General features: G+C 67.1%; 19 protein-coding genes and 2 pseudogenes. 2 read left to right on the top strand and 19 right to left on the bottom strand.

Annotated elements, in window-relative coordinates; genetic code table 11:
- Nucleotides 1–87: 87 nt before the first annotated feature.
- From RBR52_RS13535 to fliO, 18 genes and pseudogenes are all read right to left on the bottom strand, one after another.
- A pseudogene (locus RBR52_RS13535) lies at nt 88–1,092 on the bottom strand (transposase); the annotation flags it as partial.
- Nucleotides 1,084–2,144 (bottom strand): annotated as a pseudogene (locus RBR52_RS13530) (DNA methyltransferase); the annotation flags it as partial. The pseudogenes RBR52_RS13535 and RBR52_RS13530, both read right to left, overlap by 9 nt.
- Before the next feature lie 13 nt (nt 2,145–2,157).
- Nucleotides 2,158–2,577, bottom strand: coding sequence for a type II toxin-antitoxin system VapC family toxin (locus tag RBR52_RS13525; protein ID WP_320377807.1), 420 nt, complete (start codon nt 2,575–2,577; stop codon nt 2,158–2,160).
- Entirely contained in the window at nt 2,578–2,832 is a 255-nt protein-coding gene (locus RBR52_RS13520) for a FitA-like ribbon-helix-helix domain-containing protein (protein ID WP_320377806.1), read from the bottom strand.
- Between the two features lie 592 nt (nt 2,833–3,424).
- A complete protein-coding gene (locus RBR52_RS13515; protein ID WP_320377805.1) occupies nt 3,425–5,059 on the bottom strand; it encodes a GGDEF domain-containing protein in 1,635 nt (544 codons plus the stop codon).
- Between the two features lie 47 nt (nt 5,060–5,106).
- The gene (locus RBR52_RS13510) at nt 5,107–5,451 is read right to left on the bottom strand and encodes an EscU/YscU/HrcU family type III secretion system export apparatus switch protein (RefSeq protein ID WP_320377804.1); all 345 of its coding nucleotides are present in this window, start codon (nt 5,449–5,451) and stop codon (nt 5,107–5,109) included.
- Nucleotides 5,448–6,725: a flagellar hook-length control protein FliK gene (locus RBR52_RS13505; RefSeq protein ID WP_320377803.1), complete on the bottom strand. Its 1,278-nt coding sequence runs from the start codon at nt 6,723–6,725 to the stop codon at nt 5,448–5,450. The genes RBR52_RS13510 and RBR52_RS13505 overlap by 4 nt, the downstream gene beginning before the upstream one ends.
- A 37-nt stretch (nt 6,726–6,762) precedes the next feature.
- Nucleotides 6,763–7,218: a DUF2802 domain-containing protein gene (locus RBR52_RS13500; RefSeq protein ID WP_320377802.1), complete on the bottom strand. Its 456-nt coding sequence runs from the start codon at nt 7,216–7,218 to the stop codon at nt 6,763–6,765.
- 718 nt (nt 7,219–7,936) lie between these two features.
- Nucleotides 7,937–8,680, bottom strand: a complete 744-nt coding sequence (locus RBR52_RS13495) for a flagellar motor protein (RefSeq protein ID WP_320377801.1) — start codon at nt 8,678–8,680, stop codon at nt 7,937–7,939.
- A 39-nt stretch (nt 8,681–8,719) separates the two neighbouring features.
- Nucleotides 8,720–9,472: a FliA/WhiG family RNA polymerase sigma factor gene (locus RBR52_RS13490; protein ID WP_320377800.1), complete on the bottom strand. Its 753-nt coding sequence runs from the start codon at nt 9,470–9,472 to the stop codon at nt 8,720–8,722.
- Nucleotides 9,473–9,504: 32 nt separating this feature from the next.
- Nucleotides 9,505–10,353, bottom strand: a complete 849-nt coding sequence (locus RBR52_RS13485; RefSeq protein ID WP_320377799.1) for a MinD/ParA family protein — start codon at nt 10,351–10,353, stop codon at nt 9,505–9,507.
- A 20-nt stretch (nt 10,354–10,373) separates the two neighbouring features.
- Nucleotides 10,374–11,780: a flagellar biosynthesis protein FlhF gene (gene flhF, locus RBR52_RS13480; RefSeq protein ID WP_320377798.1), complete on the bottom strand. Its 1,407-nt coding sequence runs from the start codon at nt 11,778–11,780 to the stop codon at nt 10,374–10,376.
- 16 nt (nt 11,781–11,796) lie between these two features.
- Nucleotides 11,797–13,893: a flagellar biosynthesis protein FlhA gene (gene flhA, locus RBR52_RS13475; RefSeq protein WP_413818331.1), complete on the bottom strand. Its 2,097-nt coding sequence runs from the start codon at nt 13,891–13,893 to the stop codon at nt 11,797–11,799.
- A gap of 6 nt (nt 13,894–13,899) precedes the next feature.
- The gene (gene flhB, locus RBR52_RS13470) at nt 13,900–15,021 is read right to left on the bottom strand and encodes a flagellar biosynthesis protein FlhB (protein WP_320377797.1); all 1,122 of its coding nucleotides are present in this window, start codon (nt 15,019–15,021) and stop codon (nt 13,900–13,902) included.
- A 15-nt stretch (nt 15,022–15,036) separates the two neighbouring features.
- Nucleotides 15,037–15,831 carry a flagellar biosynthetic protein FliR gene (fliR, locus tag RBR52_RS13465; protein ID WP_320377796.1) on the bottom strand — a complete coding sequence of 265 codons (795 nt, stop codon included), beginning with the start codon at nt 15,829–15,831 and terminating at the stop codon, nt 15,037–15,039.
- 16 nt (nt 15,832–15,847) lie between these two features.
- Entirely contained in the window at nt 15,848–16,123 is a 276-nt protein-coding gene (fliQ, locus tag RBR52_RS13460; protein WP_320377795.1) for a flagellar biosynthesis protein FliQ, read from the bottom strand.
- A 12-nt stretch (nt 16,124–16,135) separates the two neighbouring features.
- The gene (gene fliP / locus RBR52_RS13455; RefSeq protein WP_320377794.1) at nt 16,136–16,903 is read right to left on the bottom strand and encodes a flagellar type III secretion system pore protein FliP; all 768 of its coding nucleotides are present in this window, start codon (nt 16,901–16,903) and stop codon (nt 16,136–16,138) included.
- Entirely contained in the window at nt 16,900–17,286 is a 387-nt protein-coding gene (fliO, locus tag RBR52_RS13450) for a flagellar biosynthetic protein FliO (RefSeq protein ID WP_320377793.1), read from the bottom strand. Before fliO ends, fliP begins: the two co-directional genes overlap by 4 nt.
- Before the next feature lie 186 nt (nt 17,287–17,472).
- On the opposite strand from fliO, the gene RBR52_RS13445 reads away from it, so the two are divergent.
- The gene (locus RBR52_RS13445) at nt 17,473–17,859 is read left to right on the top strand and encodes a YccF domain-containing protein (RefSeq protein ID WP_320377792.1); all 387 of its coding nucleotides are present in this window, start codon (nt 17,473–17,475) and stop codon (nt 17,857–17,859) included.
- Between the two features lie 127 nt (nt 17,860–17,986).
- Here the strand turns inward: RBR52_RS13445 and RBR52_RS13440 are convergent, their stop codons facing one another.
- Complete coding sequence (locus RBR52_RS13440) at nt 17,987–19,312, bottom strand: UDP-glucose/GDP-mannose dehydrogenase family protein (protein WP_320377791.1); 1,326 nt, start codon at nt 19,310–19,312, stop codon at nt 17,987–17,989.
- Nucleotides 19,313–19,751: 439 nt separating this feature from the next.
- Here RBR52_RS13440 and RBR52_RS13435 point away from each other — a divergent pair, with 439 nt between their 5' ends.
- The gene (locus RBR52_RS13435; RefSeq protein WP_320377808.1) at nt 19,752–21,479 is read left to right on the top strand and encodes a PHA/PHB synthase family protein; all 1,728 of its coding nucleotides are present in this window, start codon (nt 19,752–19,754) and stop codon (nt 21,477–21,479) included.
- Nucleotides 21,480–21,483 lie beyond the last annotated feature (4 nt).

Below are 21,483 nucleotides of genomic sequence, written 5' to 3'. Positions count from 1 at the left end.
CTGATCGTGGACGATTGAGATACAGTAAACCCATCGCTTGCGCGCACCCCCGGCGCGTCCACGATCAGCCTGAAACGCCGTCCACGATCAGAATGAAACAGGCGTCCACGATCGCTGAAATGCGCAGGATTTCTGGCGCAACACGGCCATGCGTTTCAGATTCCACGCCAGGCAGTCCAGGGTCCACTCACCCTTCACCTGCTCCAAGCCGCGCAGCAGGAACTGGCGAAATCCCATGACCGACTTGATGATGCCAAACACCGTCTCCACGGTCTGCTTGCGCAGCGCGTACAGCTTGCGGCCCGTGCGGGTCTTGAGTTTATGCGCCATCTTCTGCAGGGGCGTGGCGTGGGCGTCCAGCGGCTCAGGCTCGGCGAAGCGTTCACGCCAGCCCGGGTGGTGGTCTTCCCGTGCCACCGCGATGTAGGGCTCGATCCCGGCTTGCTCGCAGGCGGTGATATGGCCTTGGCTGCAAAAGCCGGTGTCCGCGAGCAGGTCGGTGACTTGGCCCAGGGGGGCGGGCAGCGTGGTGATCGTTTGGAGCATCGGCTTGACCTGCTCCATGTCGTTGCCGGCCTGGGTGAGGCCCGTGGCCACGACCAGCAGGCTCTGGGCGGCCACCGCAGCCTGGGCGTTATAGCACTGCTCGAAGCCGCCCCCGGCCACCTTCATAATGCGCGATGCTTCGTCCGTCAGATTGATCTGGTCGGACGGGCACGGGCCCGCCACCGGGGGCTGGGGCGGTTTGCCCCCCGGCTTCCTGCCGGTTTCCCGTTCTCGCGCCTCGCGTCTGGCCAGCTTCTCCTGGTAGTCGGCCTGCTCGCGATCGAAGCGCTCGCGGGCGCGGGCCTCGATCTTGGCTTTGGCTTGTTCCATCGCGGCCAGCCGGTCTTGCCGGCGCTTGATCTCGTCGGGCAGATCGATGCCGTCTGGCAGGTCGGATTGGTCGGACTTCTCGGCCTGCTCGAGCAGGTCTTGCACTTCGGCCTTGAGTTGCACTTCGAGTTGCAGGGTGTGGCCGTGCGAGAGGGCGCTGTGGCGCGAGGCGTTGGCGTGGATCTTGGTGCCGTCCAGGGCGACCGTGGCCAGCTTCTGCCCGCGATAGAGCACGTCGCACTGGTACTCGGCAATGATCAGCGCCAGGCGGTCGATCTCGGCCGGAAAGTCGCGCAGCTCGATGCCGCGAAAGTTGGTGAGCGGGATATCCGACGCCCGGTCCGGCTCGCCGCGCCGCTTGTTGATCTCGGCCTCGATGGCGCGCATCTCCTTGTAGGCGATGACCAGGAAATTGCCGGAGCCGCATGCCGGATCGAAAACCCTGATCTTCGCCATACGCTTGCGCAGATTCAGCAGCATGCGTGCGTTGTCGCCCGCTTCGGCAAGCTTCGCGCGCAGCTCATCGAGGAACAGCGGGTTCAGCACCTTGAGGATGTTGGGAACGCTGGTGTAGTGCATCCCCAGCTCGCCGCGTTCCTCGTCTTCGGCGATGGCCTGGATCATTGAACCGAAAATATCCGGGTTGATTTTGGTCCAGTCCAATCCGCCGACATGCAGCAGATAGGAACGTGCGATCCGGCTGAATCGCGGCACCTCGCTGCTGCCCGCGAACAAAGCGCCGTTGACGTAGGGGAAGTCTTCGGCCCAGCGGGGAATCTTGGCGGCCGCCCGGTCCTCGGGCTTGGTGTTCATGGCGCGAAAGAGCGTGGCGATGACCTCGTGCGTGTTGGATGAGTCCCTGGCGCTCATCTGCGCGACGGTTTCGGTAAAACGCCCCTTGCCGACGAAGATATCGGTGTCCTCGGCGAAAAAGCAGAAGATCAGCCGCGCCATGAAGTGATTCATGTCGTGACGGCGCTCCGCCGTGCCCCATGCGGGGTTGTCTTTCAAGAGTTCGACATACAGCCGGTTCAGGCGGCTGGTGGCCCGGATGTCGAAGGCGTTTTCGCTGATCTGGCGGACGGTGCTGATGCCCGCCAGCGGCAGGAAGAAGCCGAAGTGGTCTGGGAAGTCCTTAGTAGGCGCAGGCGCTGGATGGTCGTGGCTTTGTTCCCGAAGGCTTCAAGGAAGGCGTAGGGGAACTCTGCGGGGTCGAAAGGCTGCTCCGCGAGGTCGGTGATGGCTTGTTCGATTTCTACGGCGTTCATGGACGGGGGCGCGTTATGCACCCTTCCAAGGGTTGATGACCGTCACGCCGGCCGCTTCAAAGGGCGATGTGTCGCGCGATGCCACGATGAAGCCCCGCGATGCGGCAATGGCCGCGATGTAGCCATCTGGGGTCGGGAAGCCACGCCCGCCGCTCTTGGCCGTCACGGCCAGGTCGGCGTAGTGGCGCGCTGCATCCGTATCGAATGGCAGCACCCGATCCTTGAACAGTTCCAGCAGTTCGTTCAGGGCGCGATCGAGCAGGTTCTTGCGCTTGCCTGCCGGCAGCGCCCGGATGCCAAACAGCAACTCGGCCAGCGTCACGCTCGACAGATACAAGGTTTCCGCCGCCTGCTCGTTCAGCCAGTCCCTTACGGCCGTGTCTGGCTCCGGCTTCATCGCCTCGGAAACAACGTTGGTATCCAGGACGATCATTCAGTCGAAACGCAGCGGTTCGGCCGGCGTCTTGTCGCGCACACTCTCGAAGACGGCGAAATCTTCATTGCTCAGTGCGATCTTGCGGCCGATGGCGGCCAGGGCGTCGCCTACACGGACGCGGCTCGAAGGTTTGACCGCGGCCGCCAGAATCTCACGCACCTCCGCTTCCGTGCTGCGGCCGTGCTGGGCCGCACGCACGCGCAAAGCGCGATGCACGTCATCGGGCACATTCCTTACCGTCAGGATGGCCATGATTCAAAACTCCTCATTTGCTTTCCATGACTGCAATCATAGATAAATGCAGTCACCCGCGCAAGCGTCAAGCTCCGCGCCCCTTCCTGCCCTGGCGTCCCGTCCTCTTGGCTTCCATCTGCGCCCGTATCCGGGTCTCGCGCAGCTCCAGCTCGGACGGTGCCGACTTCTGGGCCCTGGCCGGCGTCGGGGCCGAGGTTGTCGGCACTTGCGAAAAGGGCGGTGTGGATGCCATGCGGCGGCGGGTTTGCCGCCCCATAGCCGAAGCTATGGGGCAAAAAGACGCTGCCGCAGGGCGCCGCACCGCCCTTTTGCAGCCCGCGATCCTCAAGTCCGACAGACTCCTAGCGGCCTCCGAAGGAGGCGCGAAGCGCTGTTCTCACTTTTCCCGCCTTGGCGCGCGAACCCTCACCCCAACCCTCTCCCGCAGGGAGAGGGAGCCGATCTGCGCCTTCGCGGACTTGTTGGAAAGTCGGCAGGGGCCTCCGAAAGGGACGCGAGGCGCAGTTCTCACCTCGCCCACTTGCTGGGGGAGGTTGGGAAGGGCGCGCACCTGCCTACAGGCGCAGGCGTCATATTCCTTGCGCTGCCTTTACTCTCGCAACGTCAAGTAGCGCAATGCGCTCTTGGGCAAGCTGCCGCCGCCCTTGGCGCCTTCGCACGGCACCGCAAATTCCACCCGTTTGCGTCCGGCCCGCTTGGCCTGCAGCAGCGCGGCGTCGACGCGCTGATAGACCGCAGCGAAGTCTTCGCCCGGACGCAGCTCGGCCAACCCGGCGCTGAAGCCCAGGGGAATGCGCCGCCCTGCGTCATCCTGCACCAGGGTCTGTTCGCTGAACGCCCGCAGCAAGCGCTGCACCACGACGAGCGACTGCTGCACCGGGGTGTCGGGCAGCAGCAGCATGAATTCCTCGCCGCCCATGCGTGCCACGCGGTCGCTCGGCCGCACCAGTCGCTTGGCTAAAGCAACCAATGCCTTGAGCACGGCGTCGCCGGTGTCGTGGCCGTGGGTATCGTTGACCGCCTTGAAGTGATCGAGGTCGAGCAGCGCCACGGTGAGCGGCTGCCCCTGGCGCGCCAGGCGCGCTTGCATGCGGCTGAACTCGGCGTCCAGCCCGCGGCGGTTGAGCGCGCCGGTGAGCGGGTCTTCCTGCAATTGCTGGCTGACCTGCTCCAGTTCGCCTTCGAGCGAGCGGATGCGTTCCTGCGCCGCCTGCGCCTGCCGCTGCGCCTCGGCCAGATGCACGCCAAGCTCGCCGCTGCGCTGCTGCATATGGCGGCTGTCGTCGAGCACCTCCTGCACCAGCACGCGGATTTCGTTCCATTCCTGGCTGTGCTGCAGCTTTTCCAGGCGATCCTCCATGCGCGCGTTGTATTCGCCGCCCTCTGCAGCGTAATCGCCCAGCTTGCGCACCAGCAGGTCGATCAGCGCCTTGGCGGTGTGGTGCGCGTCTTCCTCGCTCTTGCGCAGCACGCTGTGGCGCACCAGCAGATCGCGCACGGCGTTCTGCGCCTGCTCGATGCGCTCGGGTGCGAGCGGCGGCTGCAATTCCTCGCGGATGGCCGCGGCCTGCACCCCGACCCAGGCCTGCGGCGCCAGATCGCCGAGATGTTCCAGCAACAGTCGCACCAGATCGGCCAGACCGTCGCGCACCGCGTCCTCGGTGGTTTGCTCCCGGTCGATGGCGAGCCAGACTTCACGCGCCCGCTGGCTCAGGTCGGTGGCCTGCGCGTCGGTTTGCGCCGCCGCCATCAGCCCGTGCAGCAGGCGTTGCGCGGGGCCTTGCGCGCAAAACGGCTGCACGCCGAATTTGAGGGTCTGCAACCAGAGTTCGCGCCACGCGTTGCCATCAATTGGCGTTTCGGTATCGCGGATTTCGATGGGGGCGGAGCCGCTTCGACTGCCACTGCGAGCGGGCAGCGCGCTCCAGCGATCGAGCAGTTGCTCCAGCTCGCGCCACTGCGCCTGCGGCGTGGGCAGGGCGGCGAGGTGTTCGATCTGCTGGCGCTTGTGCAATTGCGACAGCCCGCTTTGCGAGCGCTCCCATTGTTCGAGCAGCCGCGGCAGCACACGGCCCCAATCCGGGGTTGGCGGCTGCAGGGACGGGGACGCCTCGCCGCGGTGCAGACTGTCGAAAACGCGGCGGTAATTGTCCGGGGTGGGGGGCAGATTGAGTTCGAGCAAGCGCTTGAGGGTGGCGCGCGCCTGATCGGCGATGGTCGACATGAACAGGAGGACGAAGAGAGTTTGACCGCAATCGTATTGCAGGCGGATCAAGGCAAATGTAAAGACGGCGGCTCCAATAATGGGGGGGACTCATTCGCCCCGGCCCCGGCCTCCAGCCGCCATAGCCAGGCGAGCAGCTCGGCCACGGCGGTGTAGAGCGCCGGGGGAATCTGGCTGTCGAGGTCGACCGCCATGAGGAGCTGCACCAGTTGCGGCGATTCGTGCACATACACCCCCGCCTCCTTTGCCCGATCGATGATGGCTTCGGCCACCCACCCCTGGCCCTTGGCGACGACTTGCGGCGCCCCGGCGGCGTCGGCGTCGTAGCGCAGCGCCACGGCCTGCGGCAACGCGGCGGGACGGGGCACCTTGGGAGTCTGTTCGGCGCTCAAGTGGGCTCTCCAGCGCCAGTCTGGCCAAGCTGCACCCGGCCGACCTCCAGCCCGGCCGATTGCAGCGCCGCGCGCAACTGCGGCAGCGCGGCGTCGATGCGCTGCTGCGCCTGCGGGCTGCGCCGCAACCACAGATCGAGCCGGTTGCCATTGAGCCGCAACCGGGCCTGCACCGGGCCGAGCTGCGGCAGTTCGAGTTCGACCTGGGTGCTCCATGCGCGCTCGGCGACGGGGCCTGGTGTCGCGTGGCCTTCGGGGTCGGGCCGCAGGCTCCAGCGCGCGCTCTGACCCGGCCACAACAGCCCCTCCCAGACGATCTGCCCCTGCATCAGGGTCTGCAACTGTTGCTGCACCACGCCATGCAGTTCGGCGGGCAGGCGCGCGGCCAGTGTGGCCGGATCGCTCGCCGCCTGTGGCCCGGTCTGCACCGCGTTGTAGGCCGCCAGCGCCGCATGGCGCACGGCGGTTGCGGCCTCGGCGGGGGGCGTTGTCATCAAAGTCGCGGCTGCCGCGCCGGTCGGCGCCGTGCCCGGCTGGGCACCGTGCCCGGGGCCGGGGCCACGCGCCGCCGCATCGGCAGTGGCCGCTGCGGTCTGCGGCGTGGCGGCGGTTTGGGCTGCGGTTTGCAGCAGGGGCGAGAGCCTGCCCTGCGGCTGCGTCAGCAAGGCCGACAGCGGCTGCTGCCCCTGTGCCCAGGCGCCCAGATGGCTTTCGTAGAACAACCCGCTTTGCTGCAGCGCGCTGGCAAGCTGTTGCGCGGCCTGCTGGAGCGGCTGGGCGGGATTGGGCCAGACCGGCGTGGCCGCAGACGTTGCGGCGCGGGCGTCGGCGCCCGCGACGCCGGGATTCGCGGACGAGGCGCTTGCGGTTGCCTGCATCTGTTGCAGCAGACCGAGCAACTGCCCCGGACCCGACAACTGCGACTGCGCGGACGTCTGCGCCGCCTGCTGTGGCGCAAGCAGAAACTGCGGCTGGCCGTTCCGCGATCCGAGGTAAATGAGCGGCAGGCGCGCGCCCGGCTGCGGCGCGGCGCCGGGCAGGGTCGCGCTGACCAAGGCATTGCCCAGCCGCAGCAGCACCTGGGTTTGCAGCCGTCCATCGGCGGCAGCCGTCAGGCTTGCTGCACCGGGCTGCGCGGTCTGCACCTGCACCACCTCGGCCTCGAAGGTTGTGCCCGGCGCGGCGGCAAACGCGGTCGGTTCGGCACGTGCCGCGCCTGCACTCCCTGCGGGGTTGACCGAGGCAGCGCCGCTGAGGATTTGCGCCGGGTTCATGGTTTCAAACGGGTCTCGACGAGCGTTCAAACGGGCTTCAAACGGGCTCCTGCCGCAGGTGGATGATGAGCTCGGCCTCGGCCTCGCTCAAACCGCAGCGCTCGGCAATCTCGCGCACCGGCAGGCCCTGACGCGCCAGCGCGCGCACCTGCTCGCCGACGGCCTCTGCAGACGGCATGGCGGGCGGTTCGTGCAGCACGGGCAGATCGGCGGGCTCGGCCTGTTCAGGCGCCGGTGCGGAGGGGTGTTCGGTCAGCGGCGGTTGAGCAGCAGGCGCAGGGGCGGCTTCTGCGCGCACCGGCAGGGTGAACAACGCCGAAGGGGGCGGTCTGGCGGCGTCGCGTTCGTGCTCCAGGGTCTGGATGCGCAGTTGCAGACCGTGAACCTGATCGCGCGTGGCCGCCAGCAGGTCGAGCAGGCGCTTGAGGGTGAGGGTCAGCGCGATCTGCAGCGCCACGATCAGCGCAGCGAAAACCAGAAGGATCAGGGTCATGATGTCGGCAGCGGCAATGGAAGAAGGTCAGAGGGTGTGAATGAATCCGGCGTGGCCGAGCAGCGCGTCCAAACGCCCCCGATCAAGGCGCAAAGCACAGCCGTGCCCGTCGGCACGGCGCGCATTTGCAACGCCGAGCAGGGGTGTTTGAGCGCGATGAGCGGACATGGCGGATTTGTTCACACCTTCTTAAGCACGGTCGTCGATGTGTCGCCCGCGGGTGGCATCGGGATCGGGCGCTTGGGCCGGCTGCGTTTCTGGTGTTGCGGCAGGCGCCGAGCCGGAGGAAGGGCGACTGGCAGAGGGCTGACGCCCACCAGGGGAGTCGCGCCGCCCCCGCCCACCGCCGTCGGGCAGGCGCGGAACCGGATCGTAGGGGCCCACCGGGTTGATCGTCGCATCAATCATCTTCACCTCCTGCCAGACTGTGCCGGATGCAGATCGAGCCAACCCGCCTCAAGACTCCCCACCCCAACCCTCCCCACGAGTGGGGAGGGAGAGAACACTCCTCCCCCACGCCGTGGGGGAGGCTGGGAGGGGGAGACGCCCACCCCAACCCGTCCAAGGGCTGGCTTGCAAGCCAGCCCCGTTGCGGCGGGGCAAAGCCAAGCAGTTGGCTTTGCCTTTTCCGCCTCCACCCCCACGAGTGGGGAGGGAGAGAACACTCCTCCCCCACCTCGTGGGGGAGGCTGGGAGGGGGATTCGTTCGGCATTTCCCTCAGTGCGCGAAGTAGCTCTGCAGCCGACCTTCGATGATGCGGGGGTTCTCGCCCTCGGCAATCGCCACCAGGCCGGCCACCTGCATTTCCTGCAACAAGGCACGATTGTGCACGATGGACTTGAGCTTGTTGGCCACCGGCAGAAAAAACAGGTTGGCCGAGCCCACGCCGTACACCGTGGCGACGAAGGCCACGGCAATGCCGCCGCCGAGCTTGCTCGGATCGGCCAGGTTTTCCATGACGTGAATCAGGCCGAGCACCGCGCCCAGAATGCCCACCGTCGGGGCGTAGCCGCCGGATGATTCGTACACCTTCGCGGCCTGGGTGTCGTGATGCTCGATGGCGCCGATTTCCTGCTCCAGGGTGGAGCGGATTTTTTCCGGGTCGGTGCCGTCCACCAGCATCTGCAGACCTTTTTTCACGAACGGATCGGGCACCGAATCCACCGTGGCCTCCAGCGACAGCAGGCCGTTCTTGCGCGCCGTGTCGCTCCATTCGAGGATTTGCCGGATCGCCGCCTGCGGATCGCCCTTGGGCGGCAGCACGATCCACGGCAGAATCTTGAGCGATTGGATGAACACCTTGAGCGGATACTGCAGCATGACCGCGCCCGTGGTGCCGCCGATCACGATGAGAAAGGCCGTGCCCTGGATGATGGAGCTGACATGGCCGCCTTCGAGCAACTGTCCCAGCAGGATGGCGCCCACCGCGACCACGATGCCGATAACGCTCAGAATATCCATGAATTTCCCCGTCGCTGTATGGCTTGTCCGTTGGGCTTGTCAGGGCGTCGCACGGCGGCTCGCCCCGGCTGCGGGCCGGTGGTGCGCCCGCAGCCGCGCGCGCAGCCGCATGACCGCCTGTTTCATGAGCTGGCTGACCCGCGACTCGCTCACTTCGAGCACCCGCCCGATGTCCTTGAGCTGCAGGTCTTCCTGGTAATACAGCGACAGCGCCAGCTTCTCGCGCTCGGGCAGATCGGCAATGGCGGCCTGCAGATCGCGCTCCAGCTCGGCGTCCTGCAGCAGTTCCTCGGGCAGCAGGCTGGCTTCGTCGGCCTGGCGGTCGGCGTAATCGCCGCCGTCGTCGTGCGTGAGGTCTTCGAGGTAGACCAGTTGCATGCTGGTCTCGGCCAGCGCGTCGTAATACTCGGCCAGATCCCAGCCCAGGTGCGCGGCGAGCTCGCCGTCTTCGGGATGGCGGCCCAGGCGCTGGGTGAGCAAGGCTTCGGCGCGCTCGATCTGGCGCTCCTTGGCGCGGCTGCGGCGCGGCAGCCAGTCGAGCCGGCGCAATTCGTCGTAGATCGCGCCGCGGATGCGGATGGCCGCGTAGGTGGCGAATTGCGCGGGCGACTGCATCTCGCCGCGGTCGATGGCATCCCACAGCCCCATCATGCCGGCCTGTTCCAGGTCGGAGAAATCGATCGAGGCCGGCAGTTGCGCCGCCATCTGTCCCGCGATGCGCCGCACCATGGGCAGATGCCTGGCAAGGCGCTGCTCGCGGGTTTCGGGGGCGGGGTAGAGGCCGGGTTTCATCCGATCGAAAGCCATGTCCTGGGTACAGCGCGTCAGGCGGCCTGCTCTGCCCGCAGCCACTGCTGCATGAAGAATTCGATGCGCCCGCTCGGCCCGTGCGGCAGCGGCCAGTTTTTCACCCGCGCGGCCAGCGCGGCAAAGGCGACGGCCGACGCGCTTTGCGGCGCCGATTCGACCACGGCGCGCTGGCTGCGCACGGCTGCGCGCAGCGCCGCGTCCAGCGGAATGCTGCCCAGCAGGTCGAGCGAGACGTCGAGATAGCGGTCGGCCACGCCGGCGATCTTGGAAAACAGCGCCTGCCCCTCGCGCGCATCGCGCACCATGTTGGGCAGCAGGTGAAAGCGCTTGAGGCCGTACTGCTTGCTCAGCACCTTGATGAGCGCGTAGGCATCGGCCACCGAGGCGGGCTCGTTGTTCAGCACCACGATGAGGTCCTGCGCGGCGCGGCTGAAGGTGAGCACATCGCCCGCGATGCCGGCGGCGCAGTCGACCAGCAGGTAGTCGAGCGGGATGTCCAGGCTGCTGACCGCGTCGATCAGCCGCGACTGCGTGGCGACGTCGAGCGACGCCATCCCGGCCACGCCGCTGGAGGCGGGCAGCACCAGAATGTCTCGCGGCCCGCGCACCAGCACGTCGCCGAGCTGCTTCTCGCCCGACAGCACATGGCTGATGTTGTGGCGCGGCGTCAGGCCGAGCAGGATGTCGATATTGCCCAGCCCCAGATCGGCGTCGAACACCATCACCCGCTGGCCGCCGCGCGCCAGGGTGATGGCCAGATTGGCGACCACATTGGTCTTGCCCACCCCGCCCTTCCCGCTGGCGACGGTGATGACCTTGGTCGGGGGGCGCTGCAGGCGGCGCAGTCCTTCGGCTTGATCCATGATGGCGTCTTTCTGTCGGGTCAAGCGCAGCGGGCGGCCGTCGCAGCGGCCGGGACGGCAGCGAGGGCGGGGGCGGAGTCGAAACGGGTCACGGGGTCGTGTTCGAGCAAAGCCGTGATCTTAGCCAGCGAGGGCACATGCAGGTCTTCGGGCACGCGCTGGCCGTCGGTGTAGAACCACAGCGGCACGCTGCTCTCCACCAGCCATTGCAGCGCTGCGCCGAAGCTCGGGCTTTCGTCGAGCTTGGTGAGAACGGCAGCAGTCACCGGCAGTCGGCGGTACAGCGCCCAGAGTTCGGCATAGGCCGAAGGCGCCAGCCCGGCGCCGACCACCAGCAGGCGGGTGACGCTGTCGCCCAGCGCCTGCAGCCACTGCATCTGCTCGGCCATGCGCACGTCGCGCGGGCTCAGGCCGATGCTGTCGATCAGCACATAGCGCCGGTCGGCGAAGTCGCGCAGGTGTTGCTGCAATTCCTCGCCGTCGCGGGCGACGGCCACCGGCACGCCGAGGATGCGGCCGTAAATCTTGAGCTGCTCCACGCCGCCGATGCGGTAGGTGTCGGTGGTGATGAGCGCCACCGCCGCCGTGCCGTGACGCAGCACCAGGCGCGCGGCGAGCTTGGCAATCGTCGTGGTCTTGCCCGCGCCGGTGGGACCAACCAGGGCGTAGATGCCCGCAGCCGACACCGGATCGGCCGCCACCTGCAGTCCCTTGCCCAGATACGCGGCCAGCGCGCCGCGCAGGTTCAGCGCCTGGCTGCCGAGCTGCCGCGCCCGCGCGGTCGAGAAACCCAAGGCCTGCAACTGCTCGCCCACGGGGGTCAGCGGCCCGGCGTCGGCCAGACCCGACATCTGCGACTCGATCCACTGCCGCAGGTCCTGCAGTTCGTGCCGCATGGCGCCGAGCTCGTCCTTCGGTTCGGCGTGGCGATCGGGCCCGGACGGGGGCGAATCCGCAGCGCGGCCGACAGGCTGCGCGGCAAGCGTCGGCGCGGCGGCCAGCGCGGCGGCGTCCTTCTGTTCCAGGGTGATCGGTGCGTTCAGCGCGGCGACGCGCGCCACGGCGGGCAAGGGCAGGTCGTCGGAAGGTTTCTGAGGAGCGCGGCCCTCCCCCTCCCAGCCTCCCCCACGCGTGGGGGAGGGGTTGACCTGCGCAGAACGCGGTTCGCCCCCTCCCCACTTGTGGGGAGGGTTGGGGTGGGGAGCCGTGGACTGCGCCGTCACCGCCGCAGCCGCGACCTGCGCCGCCGCCTCGGCCTCCTGCTCCTCCGACGGAAACCGGCTGGCGTCGAAGTCCACCGCCGCCATCAATTCGACGCCGCCGACGATTTCCCGATTCGACAGGATCACCGCATCGGCGCCGAGATCGTTGCGGATGCGGGTGAGCACCTCGCGGGTATTGGTTCCGGTATAGCGTTTGATTTTCACGATTCACACTCCAGCATTACGCCCCCAGCGTGGCGGTGATTCTGACCTGCTTCTGGTCGGGAATTTCAGCATAGGACAGCACGCGCAGCCGCGGCGCGCTGCGCGCCAGCAACCGGGCGAGAAACTGCCGCAGCGGTGCGCTCACCACCAGCACGGCGGTGGCGCCCTGCGCTTCCATGCGCTGCATCAGATCGCGCGCCCGGTCCATCAGGCGCTGCGCCAGACCGGGTTCGACCGAAGGTTGCTGTGGGTCGGCGCGCAGGCTGGAAAGCAGAATCTGTTCCAACTGGCCGTCGAGCACCGCGGCGGAGAGTTCCTGACCGTTCGGCGACAGGCTCTGCACGATGAAAGCCCCCAGCGCCAGCCGCACGCGGGCGGTGAGCTCATCGGTGTCGCTCACCTGCGCGCCGTGCTCGGCCAGCACTTCGGCGATGGTGCGCATATCGCGGATGGGCACGCCCTCGCTCAGCAGGTTCTGCAGCACCTTGCGCAGCCGGTCGGCGGAAATGAGCTTGGGCACCAGGTCTTCGACCAGCTTGGGCGAACGCTTGGACAGGTGCGCCAGCAGGCCTTCGACTTCCTCGCGCCCCAGCAGTTCGGCGGCGTGGGTCTGCAGCAGGTGGTGCAAATGCGTGGCCAGCACCGTGCTGGGATCGACTACCGTGTAGCCCAGCGCCTGCGCGCGGTCGCGCTGTTCCTTGTCGATCCACACCGCGGGCAGGCCGAAGGCCGGATCCTTGGTCGGCGTGCCCTGCAACTCGCCCATCACCTGCCCGGGGTTGATGGCCAGGAGCAGGTCGGGAAAGATTTCGCCGCTGCCCACGTCCACCCCCTTGAGCGCGATGCGATAGCCGCCGGGCCGCAGTTCGAGGTTGTCGCGGATATGCACCGAGGCGACGAGAAAGCCCATCTCCTGCGCGAACTTCTTGCGCACCCCGCGGATGCGCCCGAGCAGCTCGCCGCCCTGGTTGCGGTCGACCAGCGGAATGAGGCGGTAGCCCACGTCGAGCGAGAGGGTGTCCACCGGCTCGATCTGCTCCCAGCTCACCTCTTCGGGCTCGGCGGGCGCCGCGACCTCGGGCGCGGCCTGCGCCTGTGCGGCGGCCTGCTTCTGCCTTTTGAGCTGCCACCAGAGCACGCCGCCGAGCACCGCCGCCGCGCCGAGAAACGCCAAGTGCGGCATGCCCGGCACCAGCCCGACCAGCCCCAGAATGCCGGCCGTGATGCCGAGCACGCGCGGCTGATTGAACAACTGCCCGAGCAGTTGCCGCCCCACGTCCTGGCCGGTGGACACATTGCTGATGACGATGCCCGCAGCCATCGAGATCACCAGCGCCGGTATCTGCGACACCAGCGCATCGCCGATGGACAGCAGGGTGTAGTTGTGCGCGGCATCGCCCAGGCTCAGGCCGTGCATGAACACGCCGATGACCAGGCCGCCGATCAGGTTGATGAACAGGATGAGAATGGCCGCCACCGCGTCGCCGCGCACGAATTTGCTCGCGCCGTCCATCGCGCCGTAGAAGTCGGCCTCTGTCGCCACCTCTGTGCGGCGCCTGCGCGCTTCTTCCTGGTCGATCAGGCCGGCGTTGAGGTCGGCGTCGATGGCCATCTGCTTGCCCGGCATGGCGTCGAGGGTGAAGCGCGCGCTCACTTCGGCGATGCGCCCCGCGCCCTTGGTGATGACGACGAAGTTGATGACCACCAGAATGGCGAACACGATGATGCCCACGGCGTAATTGCCGCCGACGACGAACTTGCCGAACGATTCGATCACCGCGCCGGCGGCGCCCTCGCCGTTCTGCCCATGCAGCAGAATGACCCGCGCCGCCGCCACGTTGAGCGACAGCCGCAGCAGGGTGGTGAACAGCAGCGCGGTGGGAAAGGCGGCAAAGTCCAGCGGCCGGGTGAGATACAGCGTGACCAGCATGATGATCAGCGACAACACGATGTTGAAGGTGAACAGCATGTCGAGCACGAAGGTCGGCAGCGGCACCACCAGCATCATCAGGATGAGCACCACCAGAATCGGCGCGGCAAGCAGGCGCCAGTCCATGCGCTGCAGCAGGCTGCGCCAGGCGGTCAGGGTCGATGCGGAAGAAGAAGTCGCCATCTCGGTTTACTCGTTCACGGCAAAGTCGGCGGGAATTTCCCAGTCGATCGGTTCAACCACCATTTGCGGCGCAGCGCGCAACTGAAATACATAGGCCAGCAGCAGCGCCACGGCGTTGTACAGCGCCACCGGTATCTCCTGCTCCAGTTCGGCATGGTGGAACAGCGCGCGCGCCAGCGGCGGCGCCTCGACCACGGGCACGCCATGCTCGGCGGCGATTTCGCGAATGCGCGCAGCCACCAGGTCGGCGCCCAGCGCCAGCACCACCGGGGCGCGGTTCCTGCCCTCCTTGTAGGCCAGCGCCACCGCGTAGTGCGTCGGGTTGGTCACCACCACATCGGCCTTGGGCACCGCGGCCATCATGCGCTTGCGCGCGCGTTCGCGCTGCAGCTCGCGCATCTTCTGCTTGATCTGCGGATTGCCTTCGCTTTCTCGCATTTCGTCCTGCATATCCTGGCGGCTCATCTTGAGCTGCTTGTTCATCTGGAACAACTGCCACGGCACGTCGACTGCGGCCACCAGCAGCGTGCCCGAGGCCATCCACAGAAAGGCGCGCGCGGTGATCTGGCCGAGTTGCGTCTGCGCCAGTTGGGGCTCCACCTGCAGCAGACCGAGCAGCGCGCCGCGCTCGTTCCACAGCACCATGCCGCCAATCACCGCAATCACCACGGCCTTGAGCAGCGCCTTGGCCAGCTCACCCAGGCCGGTGAGGGAAAACAGGCGGCCGATGCCCTTGACCGGATCGAGGCGGCTGAAATCCGGCACCAGCGCCTCGGTGCTGAACACCCAGCCGCCCAGCGCCACGCCGCCGGCCGCGCTGGCCACGAAGGTCAACAACAGCACCGGCGCCAGCACGAAAGCCCCGAGCACCAATACACGGCCTGCGGCCTGCAGCATGGCTGTGGAATCTTGAGAAGCGGCCGCCGAAACGGTCAGCCCGGTCTGCAGCAGTTCGCGCCCCATGTCGTAGAACCATCCCCCGGCAAGGTAAATCACCGCCGCCATGCCCAGCAGCAGCAGACTGGAGGTGAGATCGCGCGAGCGCGCCACCTGCCCCTTCTCGCGCGCCTGCTGCTTGCGCTTTTGCGAGGCGGGTAATTCCTTTTCCTGGGCGCTGTCTTCGGCCATGTCCTGCTCCCGCGCTCAAAGCGCCCCGCCCTGCCGCAACACCTGGCCAGACAGGCTCAGGCCCACGTCGACCAGATGCTGCACCACGTTCTGCATCACCGGCATGACCAGATACAGCGCCAGAAAGCCCAGGATGAAAAACAGCGGAAAGCCCACGGCGAACAGATTGAGCTGCGGCGCCAGCTTGGTCAGCACGCCCAGCCCCAGGTTGGCGATGAGCAGCACCCCGATCACCGGCGCGGCCAGCGCCAGCCCCAGGCTGAAAATCGCGCTTCCGCCCTGCTGCGCCAGCGCCAGCCAGGTCTGCGCGGCCAACCCCAGATTGGGGGCGACCGGCAGCAGGGTGAAACTGCGCGCAATCACGGCCAGCAGGATGAGGTGGCCGTTGACCGCCAGGAACAGCAGCAGCGTGACCATATTGAGAAAACTCGCCAGACTGGTGACCTGCACGCCCTGCACCGGGTCGAACAGCGAGGCGAAGCCCATGCCCATCTGCAGGCCGACCACGCTGCCGGCAAACATCACCGCGCTCAGGATCAGGGTCATCGCCAGGCCGATGGCCCCGCCGATGAGCATCTGCTGCAGCAACAGCATCCACGCCGTGGCGGTGCCGAACTGCACCGGCGGCATGGCGGGCAAGGCTGGCGCGATGGCCACCGCGATGAGCGCCGCCAGACCGACGCGCGCCAGCGTGGGCAGGCTGCCCATGCTGAATACCGGCGCCAGCGACAGCATGGCCAGCACCCGCACGAAGGGCCAGAAAAACGCGCCGATCCATGTCTCGATCTGGGTGCTGGTGAAATGAATCATGACCTTGCAAGCGCGATCAGCCGCCGTTGAGCAGATGCGGAATGCTCTGGAACAGACGGATGGTGAAGTCCATCATCACATGCAGCATCCACGGCCCGGCCAGCACCCCGGCCAGCCCCATGGCCAGCACCTTGGGCACGAAGCTCAGGGTCATTTCATTGAGCTGGGTCGCTGCCTGGATCAGACTCACCACCAGACCGACGACCAGCGCCACCCCCAGCAGCGGCAGCGCCACGAGAAACGTCACCCACAGGGCTTGCTGGGCGAGGGTGGTAATCGATTCGGGCGTCATCTCTTGGCCTTTTCAATGAACAAAGCTCTGCATCAGCGAGCCGATCACCAGTTCCCACCCGCCCACCAGCACGAACAGCATGAGCTTGAGCGGAAACGACACGGTGACGGGCGACAGCATCATCATGCCCATCGACATCAGCACCGCGGCCACCACCATGTCGATGATCAGAAACGGGATGAAGATGACGAAGCCGATCTGGAAGGCGGTCTTCAGCTCCGAGGTGACGAAGGCCGGGATCAGCAGGGTCATCGGCGTGTCGGCGGGCTTGTCCAGCGCCTGGTGGCCCGAGAGCTTGACGAACAGCGCCAGGTCTTCCTGCCGCGTCTGGCCGAGCATGAAGCTGCGCAGCGGCGCGCTGCCGGCCTGCAAGGCCTGCTGCATGGTGATCTGGTTGTCCATCAGCGGCTTGATCGCCACGTCATTCACCTGATTGAGCACCGGACTCATGACGAAAAAGGTGAGAAACAGCGACAGCCCGATGATCACCTGGCTGGGCGGCACCGTGGTCGTGCCCAGCGCCTGCTTGAGCAGCGACAGCACGATGACGATGCGGGTGAACGCCGTCATCATCAGCAGCATGGCCGGCAGGAACACCAGCGCGGTCATGAACAGCAGGGTCTGCACGCTCAAGCTGTATTCGGTGCCGCCTCCCGCTGCGGGTGTAGAGGTAAAGGCGGGCAACACCTGCGCGCTCGCCCACAGCGGCACGAGCAGCAAGGCGGCCGCCAGACCGCGCGGCAGCCAGCGCAACGCAGACCGCAAGGTGGAGCGGATCATGGCCTGGCCTTCCCGCGCTGTTCGACGGCGCGCCGCAGCCAGTCGGGGAAGCTCGGCGGCAGCGCGGCGACCAGACCCTGCCCGGCGGATGGCGGCTGCAATTCCACGGGCGTACTCAGCACATGCAGACAGTTCAAGCCCTGCGCGCTCGATCCCAGCAGCAGTTGCTGTTCTCCCACCTGCACCAGCAGCAGACGCTCACGCGGCGCCAGGCTCAGCGTGGCGAGCACCCGCATCGGCCCGCCGGGCGTGCGCAGCCCGGTCTGAAAACGCTTGAGCAGCCACAGCGCGGCCACCAGCACGACGATGACCACGACCAGGCCGCCGAACACGCGCAGCAGTTCAGTCCAACTCAGCGGATCGGGCAAGGCGGAGGGCGACATGGCGGCGACGATTTCCTGACGTTTGCACGTCCTGCCGTCGGTCGATTGACGCCATCGTGGGGCGAACCCCCTTTTGACCTGATCTCGACCCGTCATGCGGCAGGACTTCTGCCGCTGTCATTGCAATCCGCGGGCCAAGGGCGCGCTTCACGCAGAATGCACTTGTTTCATCATCGAAAGACAGACATGCGACTGATCGGCAACATCCTGTGGTTCATACTCGGTGGCTTCGTCATGGGCCTGGCCTGGTGGTTCACCGCGCTGATCTGCGCCCTCACCCTCATCGGCATTCCCTGGGCGATTGCCGCGTTTCGCATCGGCGCCTTCAGCTTCTGGCCCTTCGGTCGCAAAGTGGCCGACAAACCGGCGGGCACGCTGGGCGGCGGTATCAGCGCCCTGGGCAATCTGATCTGGGCCATCCTGTTCGGTTGGTGGCTGGCGCTGGGACACCTGGTTTCGGCGGTGCTGTGCGCCCTCACCCTCATCGGCCTCCCCTTCGCCCTGCAGCACATCAAGCTGGCCGGGCTGGCCTTCTTCCCCTACGGCAAGGAGATCGTGCCGATTGCGGACTGAGAAAAACAAGCGCATCGCCCTCCCCACCCCAACCCTCCCCACCCGTGGGGAGGGAGTGTTCTCACCTCCCCCACTGCGTGGAGGAGGCCGGGAGGGGGGTGCCCTGCTGGCTGCGATGGCGCCGCTCTCAGCCCCGACCGATGCCGTAGTAGCGCAGGCCGCAGGCGCGCACGAACTCCGGGTCCCAGATATTGCGGCCGTCGAACACCACGCGGTCGCGCAGCGCGCTCGCCAGCGTGGCGAAATCGGGCGAGCGGAAGGCGTGCCACTCGGTGACGACGGCCAGCGCGTCGGCCCCGTTCAGCGTGGCGCGGGCATCGGCGGCGAACTCCAGCGCGGGATGCTCAGGCAGCAGACTCCGCGCCATGCTGACTGCCACCGGGTCCCAGGCGCGCACCCTGCTACCCGCCTGCAACAGGGCGCTGATGAGGTCCAGACTGGGCGCATCGCGCATATCGTCGGTATTGGGCTTGAATGCCAGCCCCCACAGCGCGAAGGTCTTGCCGGCCAGCTCACCTTGATAGTGGTCGCTGATTTTCTCGAACAGGCGCAGCTTTTGCCGCTGATTCACCGCATCCACCGCCTCCACCAGTTCGGCGTGCAGGCCGAGTCCGCGGGCGGTGTGCGCCAGCGCCTTCACGTCCTTGGGAAAGCAGGAGCCGCCATAACCGGCCCCGGCATAGAGAAAATGGCTGCCGATGCGGTGATCCACGCCGATGCCCTTGCGGATCTGCTCGATGTCCGCGCCCACCGCCTCGGCGATGCGCGCCAGTTCGTTCATGAACGAGATGCGCGTGGCCAGCATGGCGTTGGCGGCGTACTTGGTGAGTTCGGCGCTGGCGGCGTCCATCACCATGATTTTTTCGTGATTGCGGTTGAACGGCCGGTACAGCTCGCGCATGGTGGCGATGGCCTGCGCATCGTCGCTGCCCAGCACGATGCGGTCGCCGCGGGTGAAGTCCTCGATGGCCGAACCTTCCTTGAGAAACTCCGGGTTGCTCACCACGCCCAGGCGATGGTTCAGCCCGCGTTCGGCCAGCGCGGTTTCGATCAAGGCGCGCACCTTGCCAATCGTGCCCACCGGGGCGGTGGATTTCTGCACCACGACCAGCGGCCCGGTCATGGCACGCCCGATTTCGGTGGCGGCGCCTTCCACCTGGGAAAGATCGGCCCGGCCATCGGGCAGCGACGGCGTGCCCACCGCGATGAAACACACCTGCGCACCCGGCAGCCCTTCGGCGATGCTCGGGCTCAGGGCGAGGCGGCCCTGTTCGATGTTGCGCCGCACCAGCTCGCCCAGGCCCGGCTCGTAAAACGGCACCTCGGCGCGGTCGCGCAGCGCCGACAGGCGGCCCGGATCGCGCTCGATGCAGGTGACCTGATTGCCCACGTCGGCAAAACACGCCGCGGTCACCAGACCCACATATCCCGCTCCAATCACTGTGACGCGCATACCCGGCTTTCTCGTAGTTTCATGATGGGGTGCTATTTTGCCGGAAGCATTTGATCGGCTGCGTGACGGGTTTGCATTCGGTGCGAAGGCTTGCATCTGCATACCCGGCCGACTTGATGCGCGTCAAGCGCTATGCTGCACTGCGACATTCAAATGGAACGATCTGTGAAGGAGATGCACCATGAGCGAACTCCAGCCCCGGCGCCGCGTGCCCGGAAAGTTGCATACCACCCCATCGCTATCGGCCAAGGCACCGGCTCCGCAAAAATCGACGCTGCGCGCAGCGACGGCGATGCCGCCAGACCAGACGAGTGTCGATGCCGCGTCCCCCACCCCCATCCCTACCCCTTCCACCCCCACCACCCCGGCCACGCCCCGCCCCATCCCCCTGCCCCCAGCCGACGCGCTGACGCTCGTCCCGCCAGACCGCGATCAGGCCATGCGCGAACTGATCGACCGGACGCTGCACGCCTTCACCGCCCGAGCCACGCTCGGCCTGTCGCCCACCGCCCTCGCTCTGGCCTTTGCCGACTGGGGCATGCACTTGGCGGCATCGCCCGGCAAGCAGGCCAGCCTGGCGGTGCTCGCGCTGGAGATGCGCAGGCAATGGCTGCGCTATGCCGCCGAGCTGGGCGCGCATGCCCTGCGCGCCGATCGCACCCCCTGCCCGGACTGCGTCGCGCCCACCCCGAACGACCGGCGTTTTTCCGCCGCCCAATGGCAGCAGTTTCCGTTCAACCTGCTGGCGCAGCGATTTTTGCTGTTCGAACGCCTTACCGCCGCCGCCGCCCATGATGTGCGCGGCGTGTCGCCGCATCACGAGCAGGTGGTCGCCTTCATGGCCCGGCAGTGGTTGGACATGCTCTCGCCCGGCAATTTCTTCTGGACCAACCCCGAAGTGCTGGAGCGCACCGTCTCCAGTGGCGGCAACAATCTGGCGCAGGGCCTGCGCAACTGGATCGAAGACGCCCAGCGCGCGCTCGACAAACGTCCACCCGCAGGCGTGGAACAGTTCCGCCCCGGCCACGAGGTCGCCGCCACACCGGGCGAGGTGGTGCTGCGCAACCGCCTGATGGAACTCATCCAGTACAGCCCGACCACGCCCACGGTGCAGGCCGAGCCGGTGCTCATCGTTCCGGCGTGGATCATGAAGTACTACATCCTCGACCTCTCGCCGCACAACTCGCTGGTGAAGTTCCTGGTCGATCGCGGCCATACGGTGTTCATGCTGTCGTGGAAAAACCCGGGGCCGGACGAGCGCGATCTCGGCATGGACGACTACCTGCGCCTGGGCCCCTTCGCCGCGCTCGACGCGGTGACTTCCATCCTGCCCGGGCGCAAGGTGCACGCCACCGGGTATTGCCTGGGCGGCACCCTGCTGTCCATCGCCGCTGCGGCGCTGGCGCGGCGCGGCGACGAACGCCTGGCCAGCGTCAGCCTGTTTGCCGCGCAGACCGATTTCACCGAGGCGGGCGAACTGAGCCTGTTCATCGACGAGAGCCAGCTCAGCTTTCTCGAAGACCTGATGTGGTCGCAGGGCTACCTCGACACCACGCAGATGGCCGGCACTTTCCAGATGCTGCGCTCCTCCGACCTGATCTGGTCGCGCATGATGCGCGACTACCTCATGGGCGAGCGCGCGCCGATGAACGACCTCATGGCGTGGAATGCCGACGCCACCCGCATGCCCTACCGCATGCACAGCGAATACCTGCACAAGCTCTACCTGCGCAACGCGCTGGCCGAAGGCCATTACGCCGTCGATGGCCGCCCGGTGGCGGTGGAGAACGTGAGCACGCCCTGGTTCGTCGTCGGCACCGAAACCGACCACGTCGCACCGTGGAAGTCGGTCTACAAGATTCACCTGCTGGCCGACTCCGAAGTGACCTTCGTGCTCACCAGCGGCGGGCACAACGCCGGTATCGTCAGCGAGCCCGGCCACCCGCATCGCCACTACCGCTGGGCCGTGCACCCGGGCGGCCGCCCCTACACCGACCCGGCGCACTGGGTGCGAGTGGCGCAGGCCGAAGAAGGCTCGTGGTGGCCGCGCTGGGAGCAATGGCTGGTCGCCAAGGGCAGCGGCCAACAGGTCGCGCCGCCCGCCTGCGGGAGCGTGGACTACCCCCCGATAGCCGACGCACCCGGCGAGTATGTGCTGCAACGCTGAAATC

This window comes from Thiomonas sp. (genome assembly GCF_034007205.1).
Classification (GTDB): domain Bacteria; phylum Pseudomonadota; class Gammaproteobacteria; order Burkholderiales; family Burkholderiaceae_C; genus Thiomonas.
Note: the sequence above shows the minus strand (reverse complement) of the source record. Positions and strands in the feature narration are given on the sequence as shown.

What these genes read in the sequence shown, in the direction of transcription:
- fliR (WP_320377796.1), bottom strand. Translation starts at nt 15,831, where the DNA reads ATGATTCATTTCACCAGCACCCAGATCGAGACATGGATCGGCGCGTTT.
- RBR52_RS13445 (WP_320377792.1), top strand. Translation starts at nt 17,473, where the DNA reads ATGCGACTGATCGGCAACATCCTGTGGTTCATACTCGGTGGCTTCGTC.
- flhA (WP_413818331.1), bottom strand. Translation starts at nt 13,893, where the DNA reads ATGGCGACTTCTTCTTCCGCATCGACCCTGACCGCCTGGCGCAGCCTG.
- fliO (WP_320377793.1), bottom strand. Translation starts at nt 17,286, where the DNA reads ATGTCGCCCTCCGCCTTGCCCGATCCGCTGAGTTGGACTGAACTGCTG.
- RBR52_RS13435 (WP_320377808.1), top strand. Translation starts at nt 19,752, where the DNA reads ATGCGCGAACTGATCGACCGGACGCTGCACGCCTTCACCGCCCGAGCC.
- RBR52_RS13500 (WP_320377802.1), bottom strand. Translation starts at nt 7,218, where the DNA reads ATGACCCTGATCCTTCTGGTTTTCGCTGCGCTGATCGTGGCGCTGCAG.
- fliP (WP_320377794.1), bottom strand. Translation starts at nt 16,903, where the DNA reads ATGATCCGCTCCACCTTGCGGTCTGCGTTGCGCTGGCTGCCGCGCGGT.
- fliQ (WP_320377795.1), bottom strand. Translation starts at nt 16,123, where the DNA reads ATGACGCCCGAATCGATTACCACCCTCGCCCAGCAAGCCCTGTGGGTG.
- RBR52_RS13505 (WP_320377803.1), bottom strand. Translation starts at nt 6,725, where the DNA reads ATGAACCCGGCGCAAATCCTCAGCGGCGCTGCCTCGGTCAACCCCGCA.
- flhB (WP_320377797.1), bottom strand. Translation starts at nt 15,021, where the DNA reads ATGGCCGAAGACAGCGCCCAGGAAAAGGAATTACCCGCCTCGCAAAAG.
- RBR52_RS13495 (WP_320377801.1), bottom strand. Translation starts at nt 8,680, where the DNA reads ATGGATATTCTGAGCGTTATCGGCATCGTGGTCGCGGTGGGCGCCATC.
- RBR52_RS13485 (WP_320377799.1), bottom strand. Translation starts at nt 10,353, where the DNA reads ATGGATCAAGCCGAAGGACTGCGCCGCCTGCAGCGCCCCCCGACCAAG.
- RBR52_RS13440 (WP_320377791.1), bottom strand. Translation starts at nt 19,312, where the DNA reads ATGCGCGTCACAGTGATTGGAGCGGGATATGTGGGTCTGGTGACCGCG.
- RBR52_RS13515 (WP_320377805.1), bottom strand. Translation starts at nt 5,059, where the DNA reads ATGTCGACCATCGCCGATCAGGCGCGCGCCACCCTCAAGCGCTTGCTC.
- RBR52_RS13525 (WP_320377807.1), bottom strand. Translation starts at nt 2,577, where the DNA reads ATGATCGTCCTGGATACCAACGTTGTTTCCGAGGCGATGAAGCCGGAG.
- RBR52_RS13520 (WP_320377806.1), bottom strand. Translation starts at nt 2,832, where the DNA reads ATGGCCATCCTGACGGTAAGGAATGTGCCCGATGACGTGCATCGCGCT.
- RBR52_RS13490 (WP_320377800.1), bottom strand. Translation starts at nt 9,472, where the DNA reads ATGAAACCCGGCCTCTACCCCGCCCCCGAAACCCGCGAGCAGCGCCTT.